Annotated in this window: 20 protein-coding genes and 1 tRNA gene; 7 read left to right on the top strand and 14 right to left on the bottom strand. The window is 66.1% G+C overall.

From position 1 onward, the window contains the following. Positions 1–80: 80 nt before the first annotated feature. From AC27GT_RS04930 to ychF, 11 genes are all read right to left on the bottom strand, one after another. Complete coding sequence (locus AC27GT_RS04930) at positions 81–956, bottom strand: RodZ domain-containing protein (protein WP_487223625.1); 876 nt, start codon at positions 954–956, stop codon at positions 81–83. A gap of 4 nt (positions 957–960) precedes the next feature. Then, positions 961–1,806 carry a pseudouridine-5'-phosphate glycosidase gene (locus tag AC27GT_RS04925; protein WP_487223624.1) on the bottom strand — a complete coding sequence of 282 codons (846 nt, stop codon included), beginning with the start codon at positions 1,804–1,806 and terminating at the stop codon, positions 961–963. Between the two features lie 19 nt (positions 1,807–1,825). Then, positions 1,826–2,587, bottom strand: coding sequence for a DUF4388 domain-containing protein (locus AC27GT_RS04920; RefSeq protein ID WP_487223623.1), 762 nt, complete (start codon positions 2,585–2,587; stop codon positions 1,826–1,828). After that, a complete protein-coding gene (locus AC27GT_RS04915; protein ID WP_487223622.1) occupies positions 2,563–3,351 on the bottom strand; it encodes a fructosamine kinase family protein in 789 nt (262 codons plus the stop codon). The genes AC27GT_RS04920 and AC27GT_RS04915 overlap by 25 nt, the downstream gene beginning before the upstream one ends. Further along, positions 3,329–3,820 carry a low molecular weight protein-tyrosine-phosphatase gene (locus tag AC27GT_RS04910; RefSeq protein WP_487223621.1) on the bottom strand — a complete coding sequence of 164 codons (492 nt, stop codon included), beginning with the start codon at positions 3,818–3,820 and terminating at the stop codon, positions 3,329–3,331. Before AC27GT_RS04910 ends, AC27GT_RS04915 begins: the two co-directional genes overlap by 23 nt. A gap of 13 nt (positions 3,821–3,833) precedes the next feature. After that, positions 3,834–5,381: a sensor histidine kinase gene (locus tag AC27GT_RS04905; protein WP_487223620.1), complete on the bottom strand. Its 1,548-nt coding sequence runs from the start codon at positions 5,379–5,381 to the stop codon at positions 3,834–3,836. Next, entirely contained in the window at positions 5,374–6,129 is a 756-nt protein-coding gene (locus AC27GT_RS04900) for an RNA methyltransferase (RefSeq protein WP_156101135.1), read from the bottom strand. The genes AC27GT_RS04905 and AC27GT_RS04900 overlap by 8 nt, the downstream gene beginning before the upstream one ends. Positions 6,130–6,151: 22 nt before the next feature. Continuing rightward, positions 6,152–8,290 carry a transglycosylase domain-containing protein gene (locus AC27GT_RS04895; protein ID WP_041438457.1) on the bottom strand — a complete coding sequence of 713 codons (2,139 nt, stop codon included), beginning with the start codon at positions 8,288–8,290 and terminating at the stop codon, positions 6,152–6,154. 20 nt (positions 8,291–8,310) lie between these two features. Beyond that, positions 8,311–8,670 carry a response regulator gene (locus tag AC27GT_RS04890; protein WP_015717404.1) on the bottom strand — a complete coding sequence of 120 codons (360 nt, stop codon included), beginning with the start codon at positions 8,668–8,670 and terminating at the stop codon, positions 8,311–8,313. 44 nt (positions 8,671–8,714) lie between these two features. Continuing rightward, positions 8,715–8,788: transfer RNA gene (locus AC27GT_RS04885), tRNA-Gln, on the bottom strand. Between the two features lie 106 nt (positions 8,789–8,894). Beyond that, positions 8,895–10,019 (bottom strand): redox-regulated ATPase YchF, encoded by a 1,125-nt coding sequence (ychF, locus tag AC27GT_RS04880; protein ID WP_015717405.1) that lies wholly within the window; start codon positions 10,017–10,019, stop codon positions 8,895–8,897. A 73-nt stretch (positions 10,020–10,092) separates the two neighbouring features. On the opposite strand from ychF, the gene deoC reads away from it, so the two are divergent. Genes deoC through minC form a run of 7 tightly spaced genes read left to right on the top strand, consistent with a single transcriptional unit; the run spans position 10,093 to position 15,990 of the window. Next, complete coding sequence (gene deoC / locus AC27GT_RS04875) at positions 10,093–10,776, top strand: deoxyribose-phosphate aldolase (RefSeq protein WP_015717406.1); 684 nt, start codon at positions 10,093–10,095, stop codon at positions 10,774–10,776. Beyond that, the gene (locus tag AC27GT_RS04870) at positions 10,766–11,920 is read left to right on the top strand and encodes a phospholipase D-like domain-containing protein (protein ID WP_487223673.1); all 1,155 of its coding nucleotides are present in this window, start codon (positions 10,766–10,768) and stop codon (positions 11,918–11,920) included. The genes deoC and AC27GT_RS04870 overlap by 11 nt, the downstream gene beginning before the upstream one ends. Further along, positions 11,896–12,471 carry a Maf family protein gene (locus AC27GT_RS04865; RefSeq protein WP_487223619.1) on the top strand — a complete coding sequence of 192 codons (576 nt, stop codon included), beginning with the start codon at positions 11,896–11,898 and terminating at the stop codon, positions 12,469–12,471. The genes AC27GT_RS04870 and AC27GT_RS04865 overlap by 25 nt, the downstream gene beginning before the upstream one ends. After that, a complete protein-coding gene (gene mreC / locus AC27GT_RS04860; protein WP_487223618.1) occupies positions 12,468–13,256 on the top strand; it encodes a rod shape-determining protein MreC in 789 nt (262 codons plus the stop codon). The genes AC27GT_RS04865 and mreC overlap by 4 nt, the downstream gene beginning before the upstream one ends. Continuing rightward, the gene (gene mreD / locus AC27GT_RS04855; RefSeq protein ID WP_487223617.1) at positions 13,253–13,711 is read left to right on the top strand and encodes a rod shape-determining protein MreD; all 459 of its coding nucleotides are present in this window, start codon (positions 13,253–13,255) and stop codon (positions 13,709–13,711) included. The genes mreC and mreD overlap by 4 nt, the downstream gene beginning before the upstream one ends. Beyond that, positions 13,708–15,453, top strand: coding sequence for a penicillin-binding transpeptidase domain-containing protein (locus tag AC27GT_RS04850; RefSeq protein ID WP_487223616.1), 1,746 nt, complete (start codon positions 13,708–13,710; stop codon positions 15,451–15,453). Before mreD ends, AC27GT_RS04850 begins: the two co-directional genes overlap by 4 nt. Before the next feature lie 9 nt (positions 15,454–15,462). After that, entirely contained in the window at positions 15,463–15,990 is a 528-nt protein-coding gene (minC, locus tag AC27GT_RS04845) for a septum site-determining protein MinC (RefSeq protein ID WP_487223615.1), read from the top strand. Here the strand turns inward: minC and AC27GT_RS04840 are convergent. The 3 genes from AC27GT_RS04840 to AC27GT_RS04830 are packed head-to-tail and all read right to left on the bottom strand — an operon-like array spanning position 15,977 to position 17,291. Next, positions 15,977–16,414, bottom strand: coding sequence for a DUF420 domain-containing protein (locus tag AC27GT_RS04840; RefSeq protein ID WP_038028931.1), 438 nt, complete (start codon positions 16,412–16,414; stop codon positions 15,977–15,979). The two genes, minC and AC27GT_RS04840, sit on opposite strands and share 14 nt — an antisense overlap. Continuing rightward, positions 16,411–16,689, bottom strand: a complete 279-nt coding sequence (locus tag AC27GT_RS04835) for a hypothetical protein (protein WP_487223614.1) — start codon at positions 16,687–16,689, stop codon at positions 16,411–16,413. Before AC27GT_RS04835 ends, AC27GT_RS04840 begins: the two co-directional genes overlap by 4 nt. Before the next feature lie 29 nt (positions 16,690–16,718). Continuing rightward, on the bottom strand, positions 16,719–17,291 hold the full coding sequence (locus AC27GT_RS04830) for a hypothetical protein (RefSeq protein WP_487223613.1): 573 nt from the start codon (positions 17,289–17,291) through the stop codon (positions 16,719–16,721). Positions 17,292–17,305: the final 14 nt, after the last annotated feature.

Here is a 17,305-nt window from a genome sequence, read left to right as displayed (position 1 = left end):
ACCTCCAGGAGCCCCATCAGCCCAAAGGGCCATCCTCGGGGCTCCAACGAACCAGTATAGCCCCCTTCCAAGCTTCCGCATCAAGGCGCCTCAAAGCGGCGGGTAAGGGGCTTCCCCGGCTCCCCCAAGGGCCCAAGGTCCTTGCCATCCAGGAAAACCCGCACCGCCCCGGGATTCCCCGAGCGCACCTCCACCGGAAGGTCAAAGCTGAGCTCCGCACCCACCTCGGGGATGCCCTCGTACAGGCGCTTCTCCCCCTGGGTCACCCTGAGCCAGCTCCGGCCCTCGAGGCGAAGCACCAGCTTCCCCGGGGAAACTTCCACTTGGGGATTGGTAGAAGTAGGTGCAGGGAAAGGCTTGGGAACCAGGCGGTAACTTAAGGAGAGGTTCCGGTCCAGGTTCACCTCCTCCTCCACCGGCTCGTACCCCGGAAGCTCCAGCCTGAGAAGGCGCCTACCTCCTTCCAGGGGTGGCGAGGCCAAGGGCGTCTGGCCCAGGTAGAAGCCATCCAGGTACACCCGGGCTCCCGGGGGCTCGCTCACCACCCGAAGCCCATAGCGCTCCGGAGGCTTGGGCGGGGGCTCGGGGGGCAGGCTTACCGTCTGCACGGGCGCTGGACGCAAAACCAGGTAGGCCCCATACCCTAAGGCTCCCAAGAGGGCCAAGGCCAGCAAAAGCAACCAGGGGAAAGGGCGCCGGGAAGCCGGCGGGGGTGGGGGAGGAAGGGTGGGGGCCAGGGGATAAAGGGCCAAAAGGGGCTCGGGATCCAGCCCCAGGAGAAGGGCGTAGCGCCGGAGGTATCCCCGGGTTAAGGCTGGCTCGGGAAGCTCCTCAAAACGGCAGGCCTCGAGGGCCTCCAGCACCTTGGCCTTCAAGGCCAACCGCGCCGCCGCCTCCTTAAGGGAAAGCCCCTTCTCCTCCCGGGCCCGCCTTAACCTTTCCCCCAGTTCGCACACAAGGCTATTCTAGCCCGGCAAAGGCCAGGGCCACCCGGGCCGCCAGGCGGGCGTTTTCCAGGAGAAGCCTCTCGTTGACCCGGTCGGTCTCCCCTTGGGAAAGCTCGGAAAGGCGCCTCAGGAGGTAAGGGGTGAGGGCCTTGCCAAACACCCCTTCCCTGGCCGCTTGGTGGTTGGCCTCCTCCACCCAAAGGGCCACCTCCTCGTAGGGAAGGCCCTGGGACACCGGGTTTACCAGGAGGACTGCCCCTAAGCCCAGCTCCCGGGACTTGCGGAGGATCAAGGCGGCCTCGAGGGGGGTTTCCACCCGGGCGGGCACGGGGAAAGGGGAAGAAGGGGAAAAGAAGGCGGGCAGGCGGTCCGTGCGGTAGCCCACCACGGAAACCCCCAGGGTTTCCAGGCGCTCCAGGGTGGCCCTCAGGTCCAAGATGGCCTTGGGCCCGGAGGAAACCACCAGGATGGGGGTGCGGGCAAGGGCCAAGAGATCGGCGCTCTCGTCAAAGGGCTCGGGATGGACTCCCCCGATCCCCCCGGTGGCGAAGACCGCTATCCCGTGGCGGTGGGCCAGGTGGACCGTGGCCGCCACCGTGGTCCCGGCGCTTTTCTTCTGGACCAAGAGGGCGGGAAGGTTCCAGAGACTCGCCTTCTCCGCACCCCCCTGGGCCAGGGCCTCCATCTCCTCCGGGGAAAGGCCGAGGCGCACCTCTCCCCCCACCAGGGCGATGGTCTTGGGGATGGCCCCTTCGGCCCGTACCGCTTCCTCCAGGGCTTTAGCGGTGCGCAGGTTCAGGGGGTAGGGCAACCCATGGGTCAGTAGCGCGGACTCCAGGGCCACCAACGCTTCCGCCATGGGGGAAGGATACCATGCCTCACACTTCCGGCCACACCAAGACCTCCTCCCCCACCTGAAGCCCGTGGAAGAGAAGCAGTTCCGGCGCAAGGCGGATCTCCACCCCTACGCCCTCCGCGCCTTCCACCGAAAGGAGTACCTCCTTCTGGGCCTTTACCCTTACCCGCTGAAAGGGACCGTAATGCTCCCGCCAAGCGGAAAGCAGCAGGGCATCCACCTGCGCCCCCTGTCGCCCCAGGGCCACCCGAAGCCGGGCCGTGCGCGGCACCCGGGGGAACACCTCCGCCAGGCGCAGCCGGGCCAGGTGGCCCAGGCGCCTCAGGACCTCCCCCAGGGGCAGGGCCAGGCGGGAGGCCAGGTCCAGGGGGCTTTGGCCACTGCCCAGGGCCAGGAGGAGGGAAAGCTCCACGGGGTCCAGGGTGCTTTGAACCGCCTGGGCCCGGGACCCCGGCCGCACCAGGTCAAAGGGACCCACCTCCACCCGCTCGTCCAGGAGGCGGATCGCTTGCAAGAGGTAGGCCTCGAGGGGGCCTTCCAGGGAACTCAAGGGGGGTCGCACGGCAAGCAGGAAGCGAAAGCGCCCCTCCTTCAACGCCAGCACCTCCAGCAAGGCCTCCCGCCCCACCTTCTCCCCGAACACCGCATGGACGGGCCGGCCCTGCTCCAGGTAAACCTCCCCCCTTCCACCCCCTGCCTCCACGGTAAAAACCCCGGTCTTCCCCCCCTGGGCGAGGAGTTGCAGCCAGTCAATGGGACCTAAGAGGCGGAAATCGCCTTCCATAGGGAACCGAGGTAGCCCTTGCCGAAGAAGTGCACGTGGGCCAGGAGGTAGTAGACCTGGTACCGGGGCAGGGCCTCCTCCACCTCCTCCGGAATGGGGTATAGTGCCTGGTAAGCCTGCCAGAAAGCCTTGGGAAACCCTCCGAATAGGCGCATCATGGCCAGGTCCACCCCCCGCTCCCCCACGAAAAAGGAGGGATCCAAGAGGGCAGGCCCCTCCGGGGTAAACCGAAGGTTGCCGTGCCAAAGATCCCCGTGCAGGGGTGCAGGCCCCTCGGCGGGCAGGGGCCTTTGAAAGAGGGCTTCCACCCTGGGACCAAGGCCCTCGAGGCGGTCCCAAGTGGCCTGCAAGAGAGGCTCTATGCACCGCGAAAAGAAGAACTCCGTCCACTCCCTCCCCTCCCCGCCCGGCAGGGGAAAGGTGCCCAAAAACCCCGCCTCGGCCCAATAGACAGCTTCGCGCTGGCGGTGTAGCCCCGCCAGCATGCGGGCCAGGCCCTCCCAATCGGGTGGTCCTTCCGGCAGATATTCCAGGACCAATCCCTCTTCCGAGGCAAAGAATACCCGGGGCACCCGCACCCCCCGCTCGGCCAGGGCCCTAAGCCCCCGGGCTTCCGCGGGGAAGAAGCCTAAAGGTGGGTTCGGCGCAAGCTTCACCACATAGGCCCCCAGGCGGTACACCCGGGAAATATCCCCGCCGTAGAGGGGCTGAGGCACACCCTTGGCCTCAAGCCCCGCCCGTTCAAGAAGTTTCCTGGGGTCCATCCTCCCCCAAAAGGCGGTCCAGGAAAGCCCTGGCAGCCGCTTCCACCATCCAGTAGACCTCTTGGCAGTCCTCCAGGTCCCCGTAGTACGGGTCCGGCACCTCCCCCCCGCCCAGGTAGTCCAGGAGGAGGCGCACCTTCCCCCTAGCCTCGGGGAAACGCCTTTGCACCTCCACCAGGTTCTCCCGGTCCATCACCAGGATGTGGTCGTAGTGGAGGGCATCCTCCCGGGTCATCTGCCGGGCCACATGGGGGAAGTAGGCCCCTTCCCGCTCCAGCACCTTGCGGGCCCGGGGATCCATGGGCTCCCCGGCGTGCCAAGCCCCCGTGCCGGCGGAATCCACCTCAAACCGGGCCTCGAGGCCCCTCTCCCGGATGAGTTTGCGGAACGCTCCTTCCGCCAGGGGGCTTCGGCAGATATTCCCCAAGCAGACAAAAAGCACCCGTACGGGACGGTCCATGCCTCCCATGATAAGCAGGTCCTCAGTAAGGAACCTCCGCCACCACCTCCGTGCCCTTTCCCGGCTCCGAACGCACCTGGAAACGCCCACCCCGGGCCTCCACCCTCTCCCGCATCTGGGTGAGGCCAAACCCACCTAAGCCCTGGGCCTCGGCGTTTTGGAACCCCCTCCCGTTGTCCCGGACCACCAGCCGCGCCCCCCGCTCCCCCAAGGGGAGGAGTTCCACCTCCACCCGGCTGGGCTTGCCGTGCTTGGCGGCATTGGTGAGGGCCTCCTGCAGAACCCGGAAGAGGACCAGCTCGCTGGCCTGGGAAAGCCCCACTCCCTCCGGTAGGGAAAGCTGCACGCGAAAGCCCGCCTGCTCGGCGAAGGCCTGGGCGTAGCGGCGCACGGATTCCAGGAAGCCGTAGCGCTCCAGGTCGATGGGCCTTAGGGCGAAGATGCTCCGGCGCACCTCCCGGATCTGCGCCCTCAGGGTCTCCTTCACCTCGGCCAAGGCCTTCAGGGCCGCCTCCTGGTCCTTGGCAAGAAGCCTCTCCGCCAGATCCAGCTTCAAGGCCATGAAGGCCAGGCTCTGGGCGATGCCGTCGTGGATCTCCCGGGCGATGCGGGTGCGCTCCTCGTTGATGGCCAGCTCCTCCGCCCTCAGGTACGCCTGGGCGTTGCGCACCGCCAAGGCCACTTGGGAAGCCAGGAAGGAGAGGAAAGGAATCCGCCGGGAAAGGCCCTTGCCCTTGAGGACCAGCACCCCCACCGTCTCCCTGGCCTTTAGGGGCAGGGCCAGGGTTTCCTCATCCACGAACACCGGCCCCTCGAGGCTCCCCTTCCAAACGCCATCCGGCAGGAAGGGATGGGAGGGCAGGGCCAGGTTCCGCACCACCCGGGGTACTAAAAACCCCTCCTCGTCCATCAGGAGAACCCCACCCCCCTCCGCCTCCGCCCAGGCCTGGATGCGCTCCAGAAGCCCTTCCAGGAGGCGGTCCAGGTTGGCCTCCGCCTTGAGGGCCTGGTCCACCTCAAAGAGGGTAAGGCGGTCCCGGCTTCGGGCCACCACGGATTGCAGGGCCCCCGCCACCTCGTGGGCCAGCACCTCCAAAAACACCCGTTCCGGCTCCGGAGGGCAGGCTTCCAGGTACCCTTTCAAACCCGGAAGCTCCACCCGCATCCCCCCGCATTCCTCCCCGGCATGGACCCCCTCGGCCTCGAGGGCCACAGGGTACCCCAAAGTCTCCCCCAAAGCCCGGGCGATGCGGGAGACCGCCTCCTCGAGGTTCTCGCTCTCCAAGGCCTCGCGGAACACCCGCCCTGCCGCCAAAAGGCGGCGGTTCGCCTCCTCCAAGGCCCTTTCCGCCCGCACCTTCTCCAGGGTTTCCTGGGCGATCCACTCCAGCACCGCATAGGTGACCAGAGGCCCCACCAAGCCGTAAAAGCCAAGCCGTAGCCAGAGGAGGCTATCCACGTGCCGGTAGGGCAGAAGGGCCAGCTCAAAGACCACCACCACCGAAGCGATCAGGGGCGGTAAAAGCCGCTGGGCCAAGCGCACCAATCGGTAAAGGCTGTGGCTAGCCATCCTTCCCCTTCGTACCCTCCTTTTTCAGGGCGGAGGCTACCGCATACCGGCTTTGATGCAGAAGCCCCCTGAGAAGCTGCACCTCCCCCGGGGAAAGCCGGGCCTTGTGGAAGATGCGGCGCAGGCGGCGCATGGCGTAAGGGTGGCGGTGTTGGTCGGTGAACCCGATCTCCAGCACATACCGCCCCAAATCGGCGAAGAATCCCTCGAGGGCCGCCACATCCGCCAGTTCCTCCTGGGATACCGTACTGCCCTGCTGCAACCAGGCCTGGTAAAGCTCGTAGGCAAAGACCACCACCGCCTGGGCCAGGTTCAAGGAAGGCTGCTCGGGAGCGGTGGGGATGGTGCCGATGAGGTGGGCCAGGTCCAGCTCCTCGTTGGTGAGGCCAAAGGTTTCCCGGCCAAAGACCAGGGCAACCTCTCCCTTTACGGAAAGCACGTGGGCCGGCACCTCCCGGGCCGTCACCACCGGGGCCGGGTAAAGCTCCCGGGGTCTTCCCGTGGTGGCCACCACGAAGCTCACCCCCTCGAGGGCCTCCCCGAGGCTTTCCACCGCCACCGCCCGGTCCAGCACCTCCTCGGCATGCACCGCCAGCCAGTAGGCCTCCCGGGCCCACGGAGGGCCCACCCGGGGCGAGGGATTCACCAGGTAAAGCCGCGAAAGGCCAAAGTTCCGCATGGCCCGGGCCACCGCCCCCACGTTCATGGGCTCCTGGGGTTCCACCAAGACGATGCGCACGCGTTCCAGCACAGCCTCCTCCTCGAGGTCCTCACTGCCCGGGTGGGGGAGTAGGGGAAGCCTCCTCGTTAGAACCCGGAGGGTAGTCCGTAGGCCCCACCCCAGCCGGGGGGGCTTCCTGAAGAAGCCCAGTTCCCTCCGAGGGCGAAGCCTGCAAGGGGAGCACGGGTACCTTCCCCTGGGGGAACCAGACCTTTACCCCTTCCTGGGAAGGCTGGCCCGAGAGGAGATCCATCCCCACCTGCACCAGGCCCGCAGGCGGGGGGAAATCCCCTCCAGGCCTTCCCCTCAGGGCCCCCGCCACGAACTCCCGCCAGATGGGGGGATTGACCACGGAGCTGGAAGGCTCCCTCCCTCCCATGCGCAAGGGCTTGTTGTCATCCCGGCCCACCCAGACCACTGCGGAAAGCCCTCGGGTCACCCCGGCAAACCAAAGGTCCCGGGCCTCGTTGGTGGTGCCGGTCTTTCCCCCCACCACCCGCCCGGGGATGCGGGCCCCTTTGGCCAGACCCTTTTCCCCCAGGTCGTAGACATATCCCTTCAGGAGGTCCCACCCCTGGTAGGCCACCTGGGGATCAAAGAGGCGCCGCCGTTCCGGGAGAGCCTGGTAAAGCACCTGCCCCTGGGCATCCTCCACCCGCTTCACGTAGATGGGAGTAACCCGGTAACCCCCGTTGGCAAAGGCGGCATAGGCTGCCGCCAGGTCCACCGGGGTGATGGAGGCTCCCCCGATGGCGATGGCCAGGGTGGGATACTTCACCGCAAAACCCGCCTGGGACAGTTTTCTCGCCACCTTCTCCACCCCTATGGCCTGGGCGGTGTAGATGGCGGGCAGGTTGAGGGAGAGGTCCAAGGCATAGCGCACGGTGATCTCCCGGTTAAGGAAGGTGCCGGAGAAGTTCTTGGGCCGCCATACCCCTCCCTTCTGGCTGGGATCGGGAAACTCCAGGGGGCGGTCGGGAACCAAGGTGGCCTGGGTCCAGCCCTCCTCCAAGGCGGTGGCGTAGACAAAGGGTTTCACCGCACTCCCGGGGTTGCGCAGGGCCCGGGTGGCCCGGTTGTACTCATCCCCCTCCCGCCTTACCCCCCCCACCAGGGCCAGCACCTCCCCCGTTTCGGGATCCAGGCCCACGATGGCCAGCTCCGCCCCCTCCGGCAGCCTGGCTCCCTTGGCCGCGGCCTCCGCCGCCCGTTGCATGGCTGGGTCCAAGGTGGTGTACACCTTAAGCCCCCCCTCGCCGTAGACCTTTTCCTTCCCGAAGCGGGCCTCGAGGAAGCGGCGCACCTCGAGGACGAAATGGGGGGCCATCCGGTAGTCCAGCTGCCTGAGGATGCGGGCCTCGGGATCCATCAGCCTGGCCTCCTGGAGGTTCCCCTCCCCGTCGTAGCGCACCTCCCACCCCTTGGGGACAAGGGGCTCCCGCCAGGCAGCCTCGGCCACCTCAGGGCTCACCCAGCCCTCGGCCACCATCTGGTCCAGAAGCAGGCGCATCCGCTCCCGCACCCCCTTGAGGTCCTGGTAGCGGGCGTTGGGAGCCGGGATCAGGGAGGCCAAATAGAGGCCTTCCGCCAGGGTCAAGGCAGCAGGGTCCTTACCGAAATAGGCTTCCGCCGCCCCCTTGATGCCCACGGCGTTGCCTCCCCAGGGCACCACGTTCAGGTACATCTCCAGGATCTCCTCCTTGGTGTAGCGCCTCTCCAGCTCGAGGGCCAGGGCCCACTCCTTGAACTTGCGCTCCAGGGAACGGGCCTGGGCCAGCTCCTTGAGGAGGGTGTTTTTGATCACCTGGGTGGTGATGGTGCTCCCCCCCTGAAGATCCCCCCGAAGGATGGCGTAGAGAGCCCCTAGAAGGCGCACGAAATCCACCCCATAGTGCTGGAAATACCGGCGGTCCTCCGAAAAAACCACCGCCGCCACCGCCGCCGGGGAAACCTCAGAAAGCCGCACCAGGCTCCGGTGGATGGCCCTTCCCTCCTCCACGCTGGCAATCTGGGCCAAGGGGGTGCCGTCCCGAGCGTAGAGGGTGGAGGTGGCGGTGAGGCGCAGCCGATCAAACTGGGAGAGGTCGGGAAGGTCACGGGTGTAGGCGTAGGCCAGATAGCCTAAAGCCAGGACCGCTCCCGCCAAAAGGCCGGCCAGGGACAGGAGGAGGAAGCGGAACACCCGCACGGCCCTCAGTTTACATGGGCCTACCCCAAACCCAAAAAGCGGAATAGCTTGTCCCGGGTGAGGGGTTTTTCTATGGCCATCACCCGCACCACCTCGGCGGTAGTCCTAAGCTTTTCGGTGGGCTCTATGAGCACCGCCAAGGGCACTTCCTTAAGCCGGCGCACATGCCGGATGCGCGCGGCCACGGCAAAGGGATCCACGTCCAGATCCTGGTCCAAAAGCACATACCTGGGCGTGTGGTCCAACAGCCAAAAGAGGCCTTCCCGGGCCAGGTCAAAGTGGCGGACGGGGATGCCCCGCTCGGAAAGCACCAGGTCCACATAGGCCCGCAGGGCATCGTTGCGGCTTAATAGGAGAAGCCCCGGATAATCCGTCGCCACGGGGCCAGTTTATCTAAGGGTTGCGAAAAGGATGTGAAAAAATCTGGCTGGGGCGCGTGGACTCGAACCACGACCGGCGGATCCAAAGTCCGCTGTCCTGCCATTAGACGACGCCCCAGCGCACAAGATGTCTGCCCTAAGGGGCAAAGCCACCCAGATTGTAGGGCAAAGAGGACCTCCCGTCAAATCCCCATTAGGTTGGCCTCGGCCAAGCCCGGATGGGATCACACGTTGAAGAGGACGTAGAGGACATCCCCATCCTGGACCTCGTACTCCTTGCCCTCGAGGCGCACCCAACCCCTTTCCTTGGCCTTGGCCCATCCCCCAGCCTCCACCAGCTTGTCCCAGGGAATGACCTCAGCCCGGATGAAGCCCTTTTCCATGTCGGAGTGGATCTCCCCCGCCGCCTCCGGGGCCTTGGTTCCCCGGCGCACCGTCCAGGCCCGCACCTCCTTCTCCCCGGCGGTAAAGAAGGTGATGAGGCCAAGGGCTCTATACCCCGCCTGGGCCAGGCGCTGGAGGCCGCTTTCCCTTAAGCCGTAGGCGGCAAGAAGCTCTCGTGCTTCCTCTGGGGAAAGCTCGGCCAGCTCCGCCTCCAGCCGGGCGGAAACCACCACCACCTCGGCCCCCTCGGCCTTGGCCCTTTCCCGCACCGCCTGCACGTGGGGGTTGCCCTCCCCCTCGGGTAGGTCCTCCTCGCCCACGTTGGCCACGTAGATCACCGGCTTGGCGGTAAGGAGGGGGGTTTCCTTAAGCAGGCGGCGAAGCTCGGCATCCTCTCCCTGCTCTCCGTTTAAGAGGAAGGTGCGGGCGGGCTTTCCCCCTTGCAGGTGGGTGTAAAGGGCTTCCGCCGCCTCGAGGGTGGGGACCAGATCCCGGTTGGCCCGGGCTTCCTTCCTAAGCCGCTCAAGCCGCTTTTCCCAGGTGGCGAGATCGGCCAGGAGAAGCTCGGTTTCCACCACCTCCGCATCCTCCAGGGGATCCACCCGGCCCATCACGTGCACCACATCGGGATCGGGAAAGCACCGGAGCACGTGGGCGATGGCCGCCACCTCGCGGATGTGGGCCAGAAACTGGTTGCCGAGGCCTTCCCCCCTGTGGGCCCCCTTGACCAAGCCCGCGATGTCCACGAACTCCACGTGGGTAGGGACGACGGGAGGCTTCCGATCCCCCTTGGCGAAGACCCTCTGCAGGGCGTAAAGCCTTTCGTCCTCCAGGGATACCACGCCCACGTTCTTGTCAATGGTGGCGAAGGGGTAGTTGGCCGCCAAAGCCTGTGCCCGGGTTAGGGCGTTAAAGAGGGTGGACTTGCCCACGTTGGGTAGACCGACGATTCCCACAGCCAGCATCTCGACCTCAAAAAAAGCCCCAGCTAGGGGCCTCTTTTCATCCTATCACATCCCTTGCGTATGATGGCAGGGTATGGACCTGGCCGCCCACATTGACCACACCCTCTTAAAACCCACCGCCACCCCGGAGGAAATCCTGAAGGTGGCGGAGGAAGCCCTGGAACACGGGTTTTTCGGCCTCTGCATTCCTCCATCCTATGTTCCCCTGGTGCGGGAGCGTTACCCCCATGCTCCCTTTCGCCTGGTAACCGTGGTGGGCTTTCCCCTGGGCTACCAGGCCCAGGAAGTCAAGGCCCTCGAGGCAGCCTTGGCCATCGCCCAGGGAGCCGATGAGGTCGATATGGTGATCCACCTGGGCCGGGCCTCGGCCGGGGATTACGCCTATATCGAGGAAGAAGTCCGCACCGTGCGCCAGGCAGCACCCAAGGCGGTGCTCAAGGTGATCCTGGAAACAGGCTACTTCACCCCTGAAGCCCAGGGTCAGCCCCGTAGGGGCTATCTTGAAAACCTGGCCGAGGCGGCCATCCAGGGCGGGGCCGACTTCCTGAAAACCTCCACCGGCTTTGGACCCCGGGGGGCCAGCCTGGAGGACGTGGAACTCCTGGTAAGGGTGGCCCGGGGCCGGGCCCAGGTCAAGGCCGCAGGCGGCATCCGCAACCGGGAAACCGCCATCAAGCTCCTCGAGGCGGGGGCCACCCGGCTGGGTACCTCCAGTGGGGTGGCCCTGGTGAAGGGGGAAGATGGGGATGGGTACTAAAAGGCGGCGGAAAAAGCCCACCCTGGCCGGGGTTCCCGGCTATTTAATACTCCTGGTCATCCTCCTCCTTTGGCTTTTCCAGGAGCTCCGTCCAGGCCTCCCCCCACCTCCCCCACAGGTGGAAGCAGGGGGCGTGGAGGTCTACTTCATGCCCCGGGAAGGGGAGGCTGCCAAGGCCCGGCTCATCGCCCTCATGGACGGAGCCAAGGAAAGCCTGGATGGGGCCTTCTACGAGTTTCGCGACCTGGAGATCGCCAAGGCCTTGCTCAGGGCTGAGAAACGAGGGGTGAGGGTGAGGCTCTACGGGGAAAGCGATTACCGAAACGACTTCCGCCGCTACCTGGTGGGTGGGGCCCTGGGCCAGCAAGGGGAAACCCCCCGCGTGCCCCAGGCGGCCCTCCGGGAGCGCATCCGACCTTTGTCCCTGGACTGCGAGGAGATCGTGGGGATTCCCGTGTGCTTTGACGAACGGGAAGGCTTCATGCACCACAAGTTCTTGGTGGTGGACGGGCAGGCGGTCTGGACGGGAAGCACCAACATGACCTGGAATGCCTTCGCCCGGAACAACGAAAACAGCCTCCTCCTGCCTTCTTCCACCCTGGCCCAAGGCTATGCCGGGGAGTTCGCCGCCCTCTTCGAGGGCACCAAGGAAGGCCTGGGAAAACCGGTTACCTTCCACCTTTCCCCGGAAAAGGGCATTCCGGCCGAGGGCACCGCCTACTTCAGCCCCAAAGGGGGTGCGCTGGGCCGGGAGGCTCTTCTGGAACGGCTCAGGGCTGCCAGGAAAGAAATCCTGGTGGCGGCCTTCGTGCTCACGGACCGGGAGGTGGTGGAAGCCCTGGTCCAGGCCCAGCGGAGGGGAGTGGGGGTCCAGGTCCTCCTGGAAACCCGCAACCTTGGGGATAGCCGGGAAGACGACCTCCTGCGGAGCGGGGTGGCGGTACGGAAGGACGGCAACCCTTACACCCTCCACCACAAGGTGATGGTGATCGACGGTACCTTTGTGATCACGGGAAGCTACAACTTCACCGCCAGGGCCTGGCAGGTGAACAACGAGAACCTTCTGATCCTGCAAAGCCCCGCCCTGGCGGAACGCTACCGGGAGGAGATCCTAAGGTTATGGCGGGAAGGGCAACCCCTTTAGTGCTGACCCTGGCCTCGGGAAGCCCCAGGCGCAGGGCTCTCCTCGAGGCCCTGGGCTTCCCCCTTAAGGTGGTCCCCCCAAGGGTGGAGGAAGCTGGGGAAGACCTTCCCCAAGACCCCAGGGAGCTGGCCCTAGTCCTGGCCCGGCGCAAGGGGGAGGAGGTACCGGGGGAGTGGGTGCTGGCGGCGGACACCGTGGTGGACCTGGACGGTCGGGTCCTCGGCAAGCCCAGGGATCGGGTGGAAAACCACCTCTTCCTCCGCCTCCTTTCCGGCAGAACCCACCAGGTCCACACCGCCATCTACCTGCGCACCCCTCAGGATTTGGTGGTGGAGGTGCACACCACCCGGGTCCGCTTCCGCAACCTTTCCGAAGAAGAAATCGCCTGGTACGTGCAGAGCGGCGAAGGCCTGGACAAGGCAGGGGGCTACGGGGCCCAAGGCCTGGGAATGGCCCTCCTGGAGGGAATCGAGGGGGATTTCTACACGGTGGTGGGCCTGCCCGTGGCCCGGGTCTTCGCCCTCCTCTGGGAAAGGGGGTTCAGGCCGTGAGGGAAGTGGCCTTGCGACGGGGGATCTTCCTCCTCCTCCTGGCCTTGGGCCTGGCGATGGCGGCCCTAACGCGCCCCCTTGCCCCCCGCCTTTCCCTCACCCTTTCCCCCCTCACCGCTCCCCTGCCCGCCCTGGGCCACCGCCTAGGGCAGAACTTGAGGGCTGCCTCCGCCATTCTGCTGAACCGCCAGGACCTCTACGGGGAAAACCGCTCCCTGAAGGCCCAGCTCGCCCAGCTGGAAAGCGAGAATCGAAGGCTTCGCCTCGAGGTGGAACGCCTTTCCCGGGCTCTCAAGGTGCAGGCCTCGCAGGCCCCCGGGGTGGTGGCGGTGGCCCCGGTGGTGGGGGAGGACCTCTCCGGCCTTTACCGCCGCCTGATCCTGGGCCTAGGGGAGCGGGATGGCCTCCGGATGGGCATGCCGGTGACCGCCCCGGAAGGGCTGGTGGGGCTCATCGTGGAGGTGGAGGAACGCCGGGCCCTGGTGCGCACTCTCCTGGACCCGGAAAGCCAGGTGGGCGTGCGGCCGGAAAAGGCCCCGGGGCGGGGAGTGGCCCGGGGGGTTCCCCCTGACCACCTGGTGGCGGAGTTTCCCCCCACGGTCCAGGTGGCTCCGGGAGACCTCCTGCTCACCGGAGCTCCCTTGGGCCTTTTCCCGGACGGCATCCCCGTGGGCCGGGTGGAACGGGTGGAACGCATCCAAGGAGGCCTTAAGCAACGGGCGTGGGTTAAGCCCTTGGTGGAGCTCTCCCTTCTGGAGGAGGTCATCGTGCTGAGGCCCTTATGATCTGGCTTCTCCTCTTCTTGACTCTTTTTTTATCGGGGCTCTTGGGAGCGCTGTGGCCTGCGGGGCTCATGGCCCCGGACCTCTTCCTGGTCCTGGCCCTCCTTTATGCCCGTAGCCTTCCCTATTACCTGGGCCTCCCTTGGGCCTTTTTCCTTGGGCTTGTGCAGGACCTCTTGGGCTACGGGCTGTTGGGCCTCCATGCGGTGGGGCTCCTGAGCGCCAGCTACGCCTTCTATGCGGCAAGCCGCCGCCTGGCCCCGGGAGAGACCCCTGGGGTTCTCTTTTCCTTTCTGTGGGCCTTTTTGGCCAAGTGGGCGGGCTACTTCCTGGTGGCCTACTGGCTCCGCCTGGAACTGCCTTCCCTCTTGCCCCTGGACCTCCTCCTCGAGGGCCTCTTCACCCTTCCCCTGCTCCTCCTGGCCTGGCGCCTTCTGCCCTCCTCCCGACGATCATGACCAGCCGGCTTTACGCCCTCATGCTCTTCTTCCTCCTGGCCTTCGGCCTCCTGGCCTTAAGGGCCTGGCACCTCCAGGTGTTGGAGCACGAGCGGTACGCCCTAAGAAGCCAGGGCAACTACCTGAAGACCGAGGGCATCCCCGCCCCCCGGGGCCGCATCCTGGACCGCAAGGGGCGGGTGATCGCCCAGGACCGGCTGGTGGTGGACCTGGTGTACGAGGGAGGCGAGGTGGCCTTCAAGGAAAGGCTCCTCCCCCTCCTGGGCTTGAAGGAACTCCCCAAGGTCCAAGGCCCCACGGTCCTCAAGGCAGGGGTACCCGAACACCTCCTGCCCACCCTGGCGGAGATCACCGCTGGGCAGAAGAACCTCAAGCTGGTGGAGCGCATCGAGCGCTCCTACCCTAACCCCATCTCGGGCCCCGTCCTGGGGTATGTGCTTCAGGCCAATGCCGAGCAGGTGAAGCGGGGATATAGCCCCGACGAGCAAGTGGGCCAGGCAGGCCTCGAGGCTGCCCTCGAGGCCTACCTCCGGGGTAAGCGCGGGGTGAAGGCGGTGGAGGTCAACGTCCGGGGCGAGCGCCTCAGGGAAACCATCCTGGAGGAACCCACCCCGGGGCAGGATGTGGTCCTCACCCTGGACCTGGACCTCCAGCGAGCGGCGGAAAAGGCCCTGGAGGAAGCCCTGGCCGACATCAACGCCGGGCGGAGGTCCAAGGGTCTTCCCCCCGCCACCCGGGTCAAGGGAGCCATCGTGGCCGTGAATCCCAAAACGGGAGAGGTTCTGGCCATGGCCAGCGCCCCATCCTTCGATCCGAGCCTTTTCGCCAAGCGGCCCGTACCCCAGGAGGTCCAGGCCCTTCTTAAGGACAAGGACCTTCCCCTCCTGAACCGGGCGGTGCAACCCTACACCCCAGGATCCACCTTCAAGCTGGCCACCAGCTACACCCTTCTGGAAGAGGGGTACGTGAGCCCCTCCACCACCTTCCGGTGCAGCCCCTACATCGTCTTTGGAGGCCAGGTGCGCCGCAACTGGGCCGCCCGGGATATGGGCCCCATGACGGTCAAGGAGGCCATCGCCTGGAGCTGCAACACCTGGTACTACCAGGCGGTGGCCCAGGACCCCCTGGGGGTGGTGGACCGCCTGGCGGCGAGGGCCCGCCTTCTGGGCCTAGGGGAAGCTACCGGGCTGGAAATCGCCGAGCGAACGGGGCTTCTCCCCACCCGGGCATGGAAGCGGCAGGCCTTCAAAGAACCCTGGTACCCGGGGGAAACCCTTTCCCTGGCCATCGGGCAGGGCCCCGTCCTCACCACCCCAGCCCAGGTGGCCCGGATGCTCTCCACCATCGTCAACAGCGGAGAGAAACCCACCCTCCACCTGGTCAAACGCCTCGGCCCAAGGGAGGTGAAACCCCGTCTTGAACCGATTCCCGGACGTTTCTGGACAATCCTTCAAGAGGGCCTACGAAAGACCGTGAAGGAGGGTACCGCCCGCCATATCCTCGGGAGCTTTCCCGTGCCCACCGGCGGCAAAACCGGCACCGCGGAAACCCCAGGCAAGCGGGCGGGCCTCGAGCACGCCTGGTACATGGGTTACGGCCCCGCTGAACCTGGCTCCCCCTACCCTCCCCTGGTGGTGGTGGCCTTCTTTGAAAACGGCGGGGAGGGAAGCCGCGTGGCCCTTCCTGCGGTGCGCAAGGTCATGGCCGCCTACTGGCAGGTGGAGGAAGCCCAGGCCAGGTAGAATAGCCCCATGCGCCTCCGCGCCACCCCCAAAGCCTTAGCCCTGCGCCTGGATGGGGGGGAAACCCCGGAAGAAATCCAGAACCTCAAGCTGCCCGAAGACCTTCCCCTCGAGGTGGAGGTGGCCGGGCCTGTATCCGGAAAGGTGCTGGAAGCCCTCCTGGAGCTAGGCCGGCCCCTTACCCTGATCCCTCCCAGAAACCGCCTTCCCGCCGGCACCCTGGTCCTCAGCAAGACCCTGCGTTCCGGCGAACGGGTGGAGCACCCCGGCACCGTGGTGGTTCTGGGCGACGTGAACCCGGGAGCCGAGGTGGTGGCGGGAGGGGATGTGATCGTGGTGGGCAAGCTGCGTGGCCTCGCCCACGCCGGGGCTGGCGGGGACGAGGAGCGCTTCATCTTCGCCCTGGAGCTGGCCGCCAAGCAGGTGCGCATCGGCCCCCACTTGGCCCAGGCGCCAGAAGAACAGGAAACCCAGGGCCCCGAGATCGCTCGGGTTCAGGATGGAAAGATTGTGGTGGAGCCCGCTAGAAAGCGATAGTTCCCGTTTCCACCCCGTAGCGCTTCAACACCAGGTAAATAACCCAACCCGACACGGCCACATACAGCCAAATGGGCACCAGCACCCTGGCCCAACGCTTGTGCAGGATGAACTCCCCCCTAAAAGCCCTCCAGATCACGTAAAGGGCCAAGGGGCCGTTGATGGCGGCCAAAAGGGTGTGGGTGATGAGGAGGAAGTAGTAAGCCCCCCGCCAGGCCTCCGGCCCCCCGTAGGCGGTGGTACCGTGAAGGGCCCACTTGGCAAGATAGAACACCAGGAAAAGGAGGGCCAAGGAAGTGGCCGTCAACATGGCCCGATGGTGGGCTACTCTGTTCCCCTTCTTGATCAGGACGACCCCCGTCACCAGGGCCAACCCGGAAAGCACGATGCTCCACACCGCCAGCAAACCCAAAAGCTCCTTCACCGCTTTCCCTCCCCTAGCCGCTCACCCATAAGCCGGACGGGCTCCAGCTTCGCCGTGCGCGCATAGCTGTAACCCCTGAGGAAATCCTCCTCCTGGCCCAATAGCTGGTACAGCCTAAGGTAGGCCACGGCCAAAAGTCCATCCCGCTCCCGCCCTGGGGGAAGCCGGTGGAGAAGCCTGACGATCTCGCGGAATCTAGGAACCTGGCTGGCCTCGAGGGGAGTTCCCCTCAACGCTCGGGCCAAGTCCGCCAAGGTGTCGCCGTTAGGCCTCATAGCCCCCAGGAGTGTACCACACCCTGCCCCTAGGGAATGCGCCGGCTGGTGCGGTTTCCAGCGGCGTCCACCGCAAGCAGCACAGCCCCGGCCGGCACCTCCGCGGAAAAGGCCACCGTGGCCTCCTTGGGAAGGGAAAGGGGATTAAAACGACCGCCTACCCGCACCACCACCCGGTCCACCTGGACGTTGTCCTCCACCCTTCCATAAACCCGGTACAAGCTCCCCTCCCGTTCCACCCGCTCCACCACGATGCGGGGAGGCGCTGCATCCAGCACCAGGGGGACCCGCTTTTCCCCCCGGTTTCCCCGGGCATCCTCCGCTTCCAGGAGAAGCTCCACCTTCCCGGAGGCCGGGGCCTGCAGGCGGAAGCGAAACTGAGCCAGCCGCTTACCCACCTCCCCAGAGGAAAGGACCTCTTGTCCGTTCGCCCGGACGCTTACCACCCCCGAGGGATCGAAGGCATAGCCCTGCACCCTAACCTCCCTCCCCGGGGCCACCGCTCCGCCCAAGGGCTCCACGAACCCTATTTCGGGAGAAGCGGTATCCGGCCGAGCGCAGGAGGCAAGGAGCACCAAAAGAAAGAGGGGATGCCCGCGCATCCCCTCTATTCTAC

The organism is Thermus sp. KWY1 (assembly GCF_057547025.1).
Note: the sequence above shows the minus strand (reverse complement) of the source record. Positions and strands in the feature narration are given on the sequence as shown.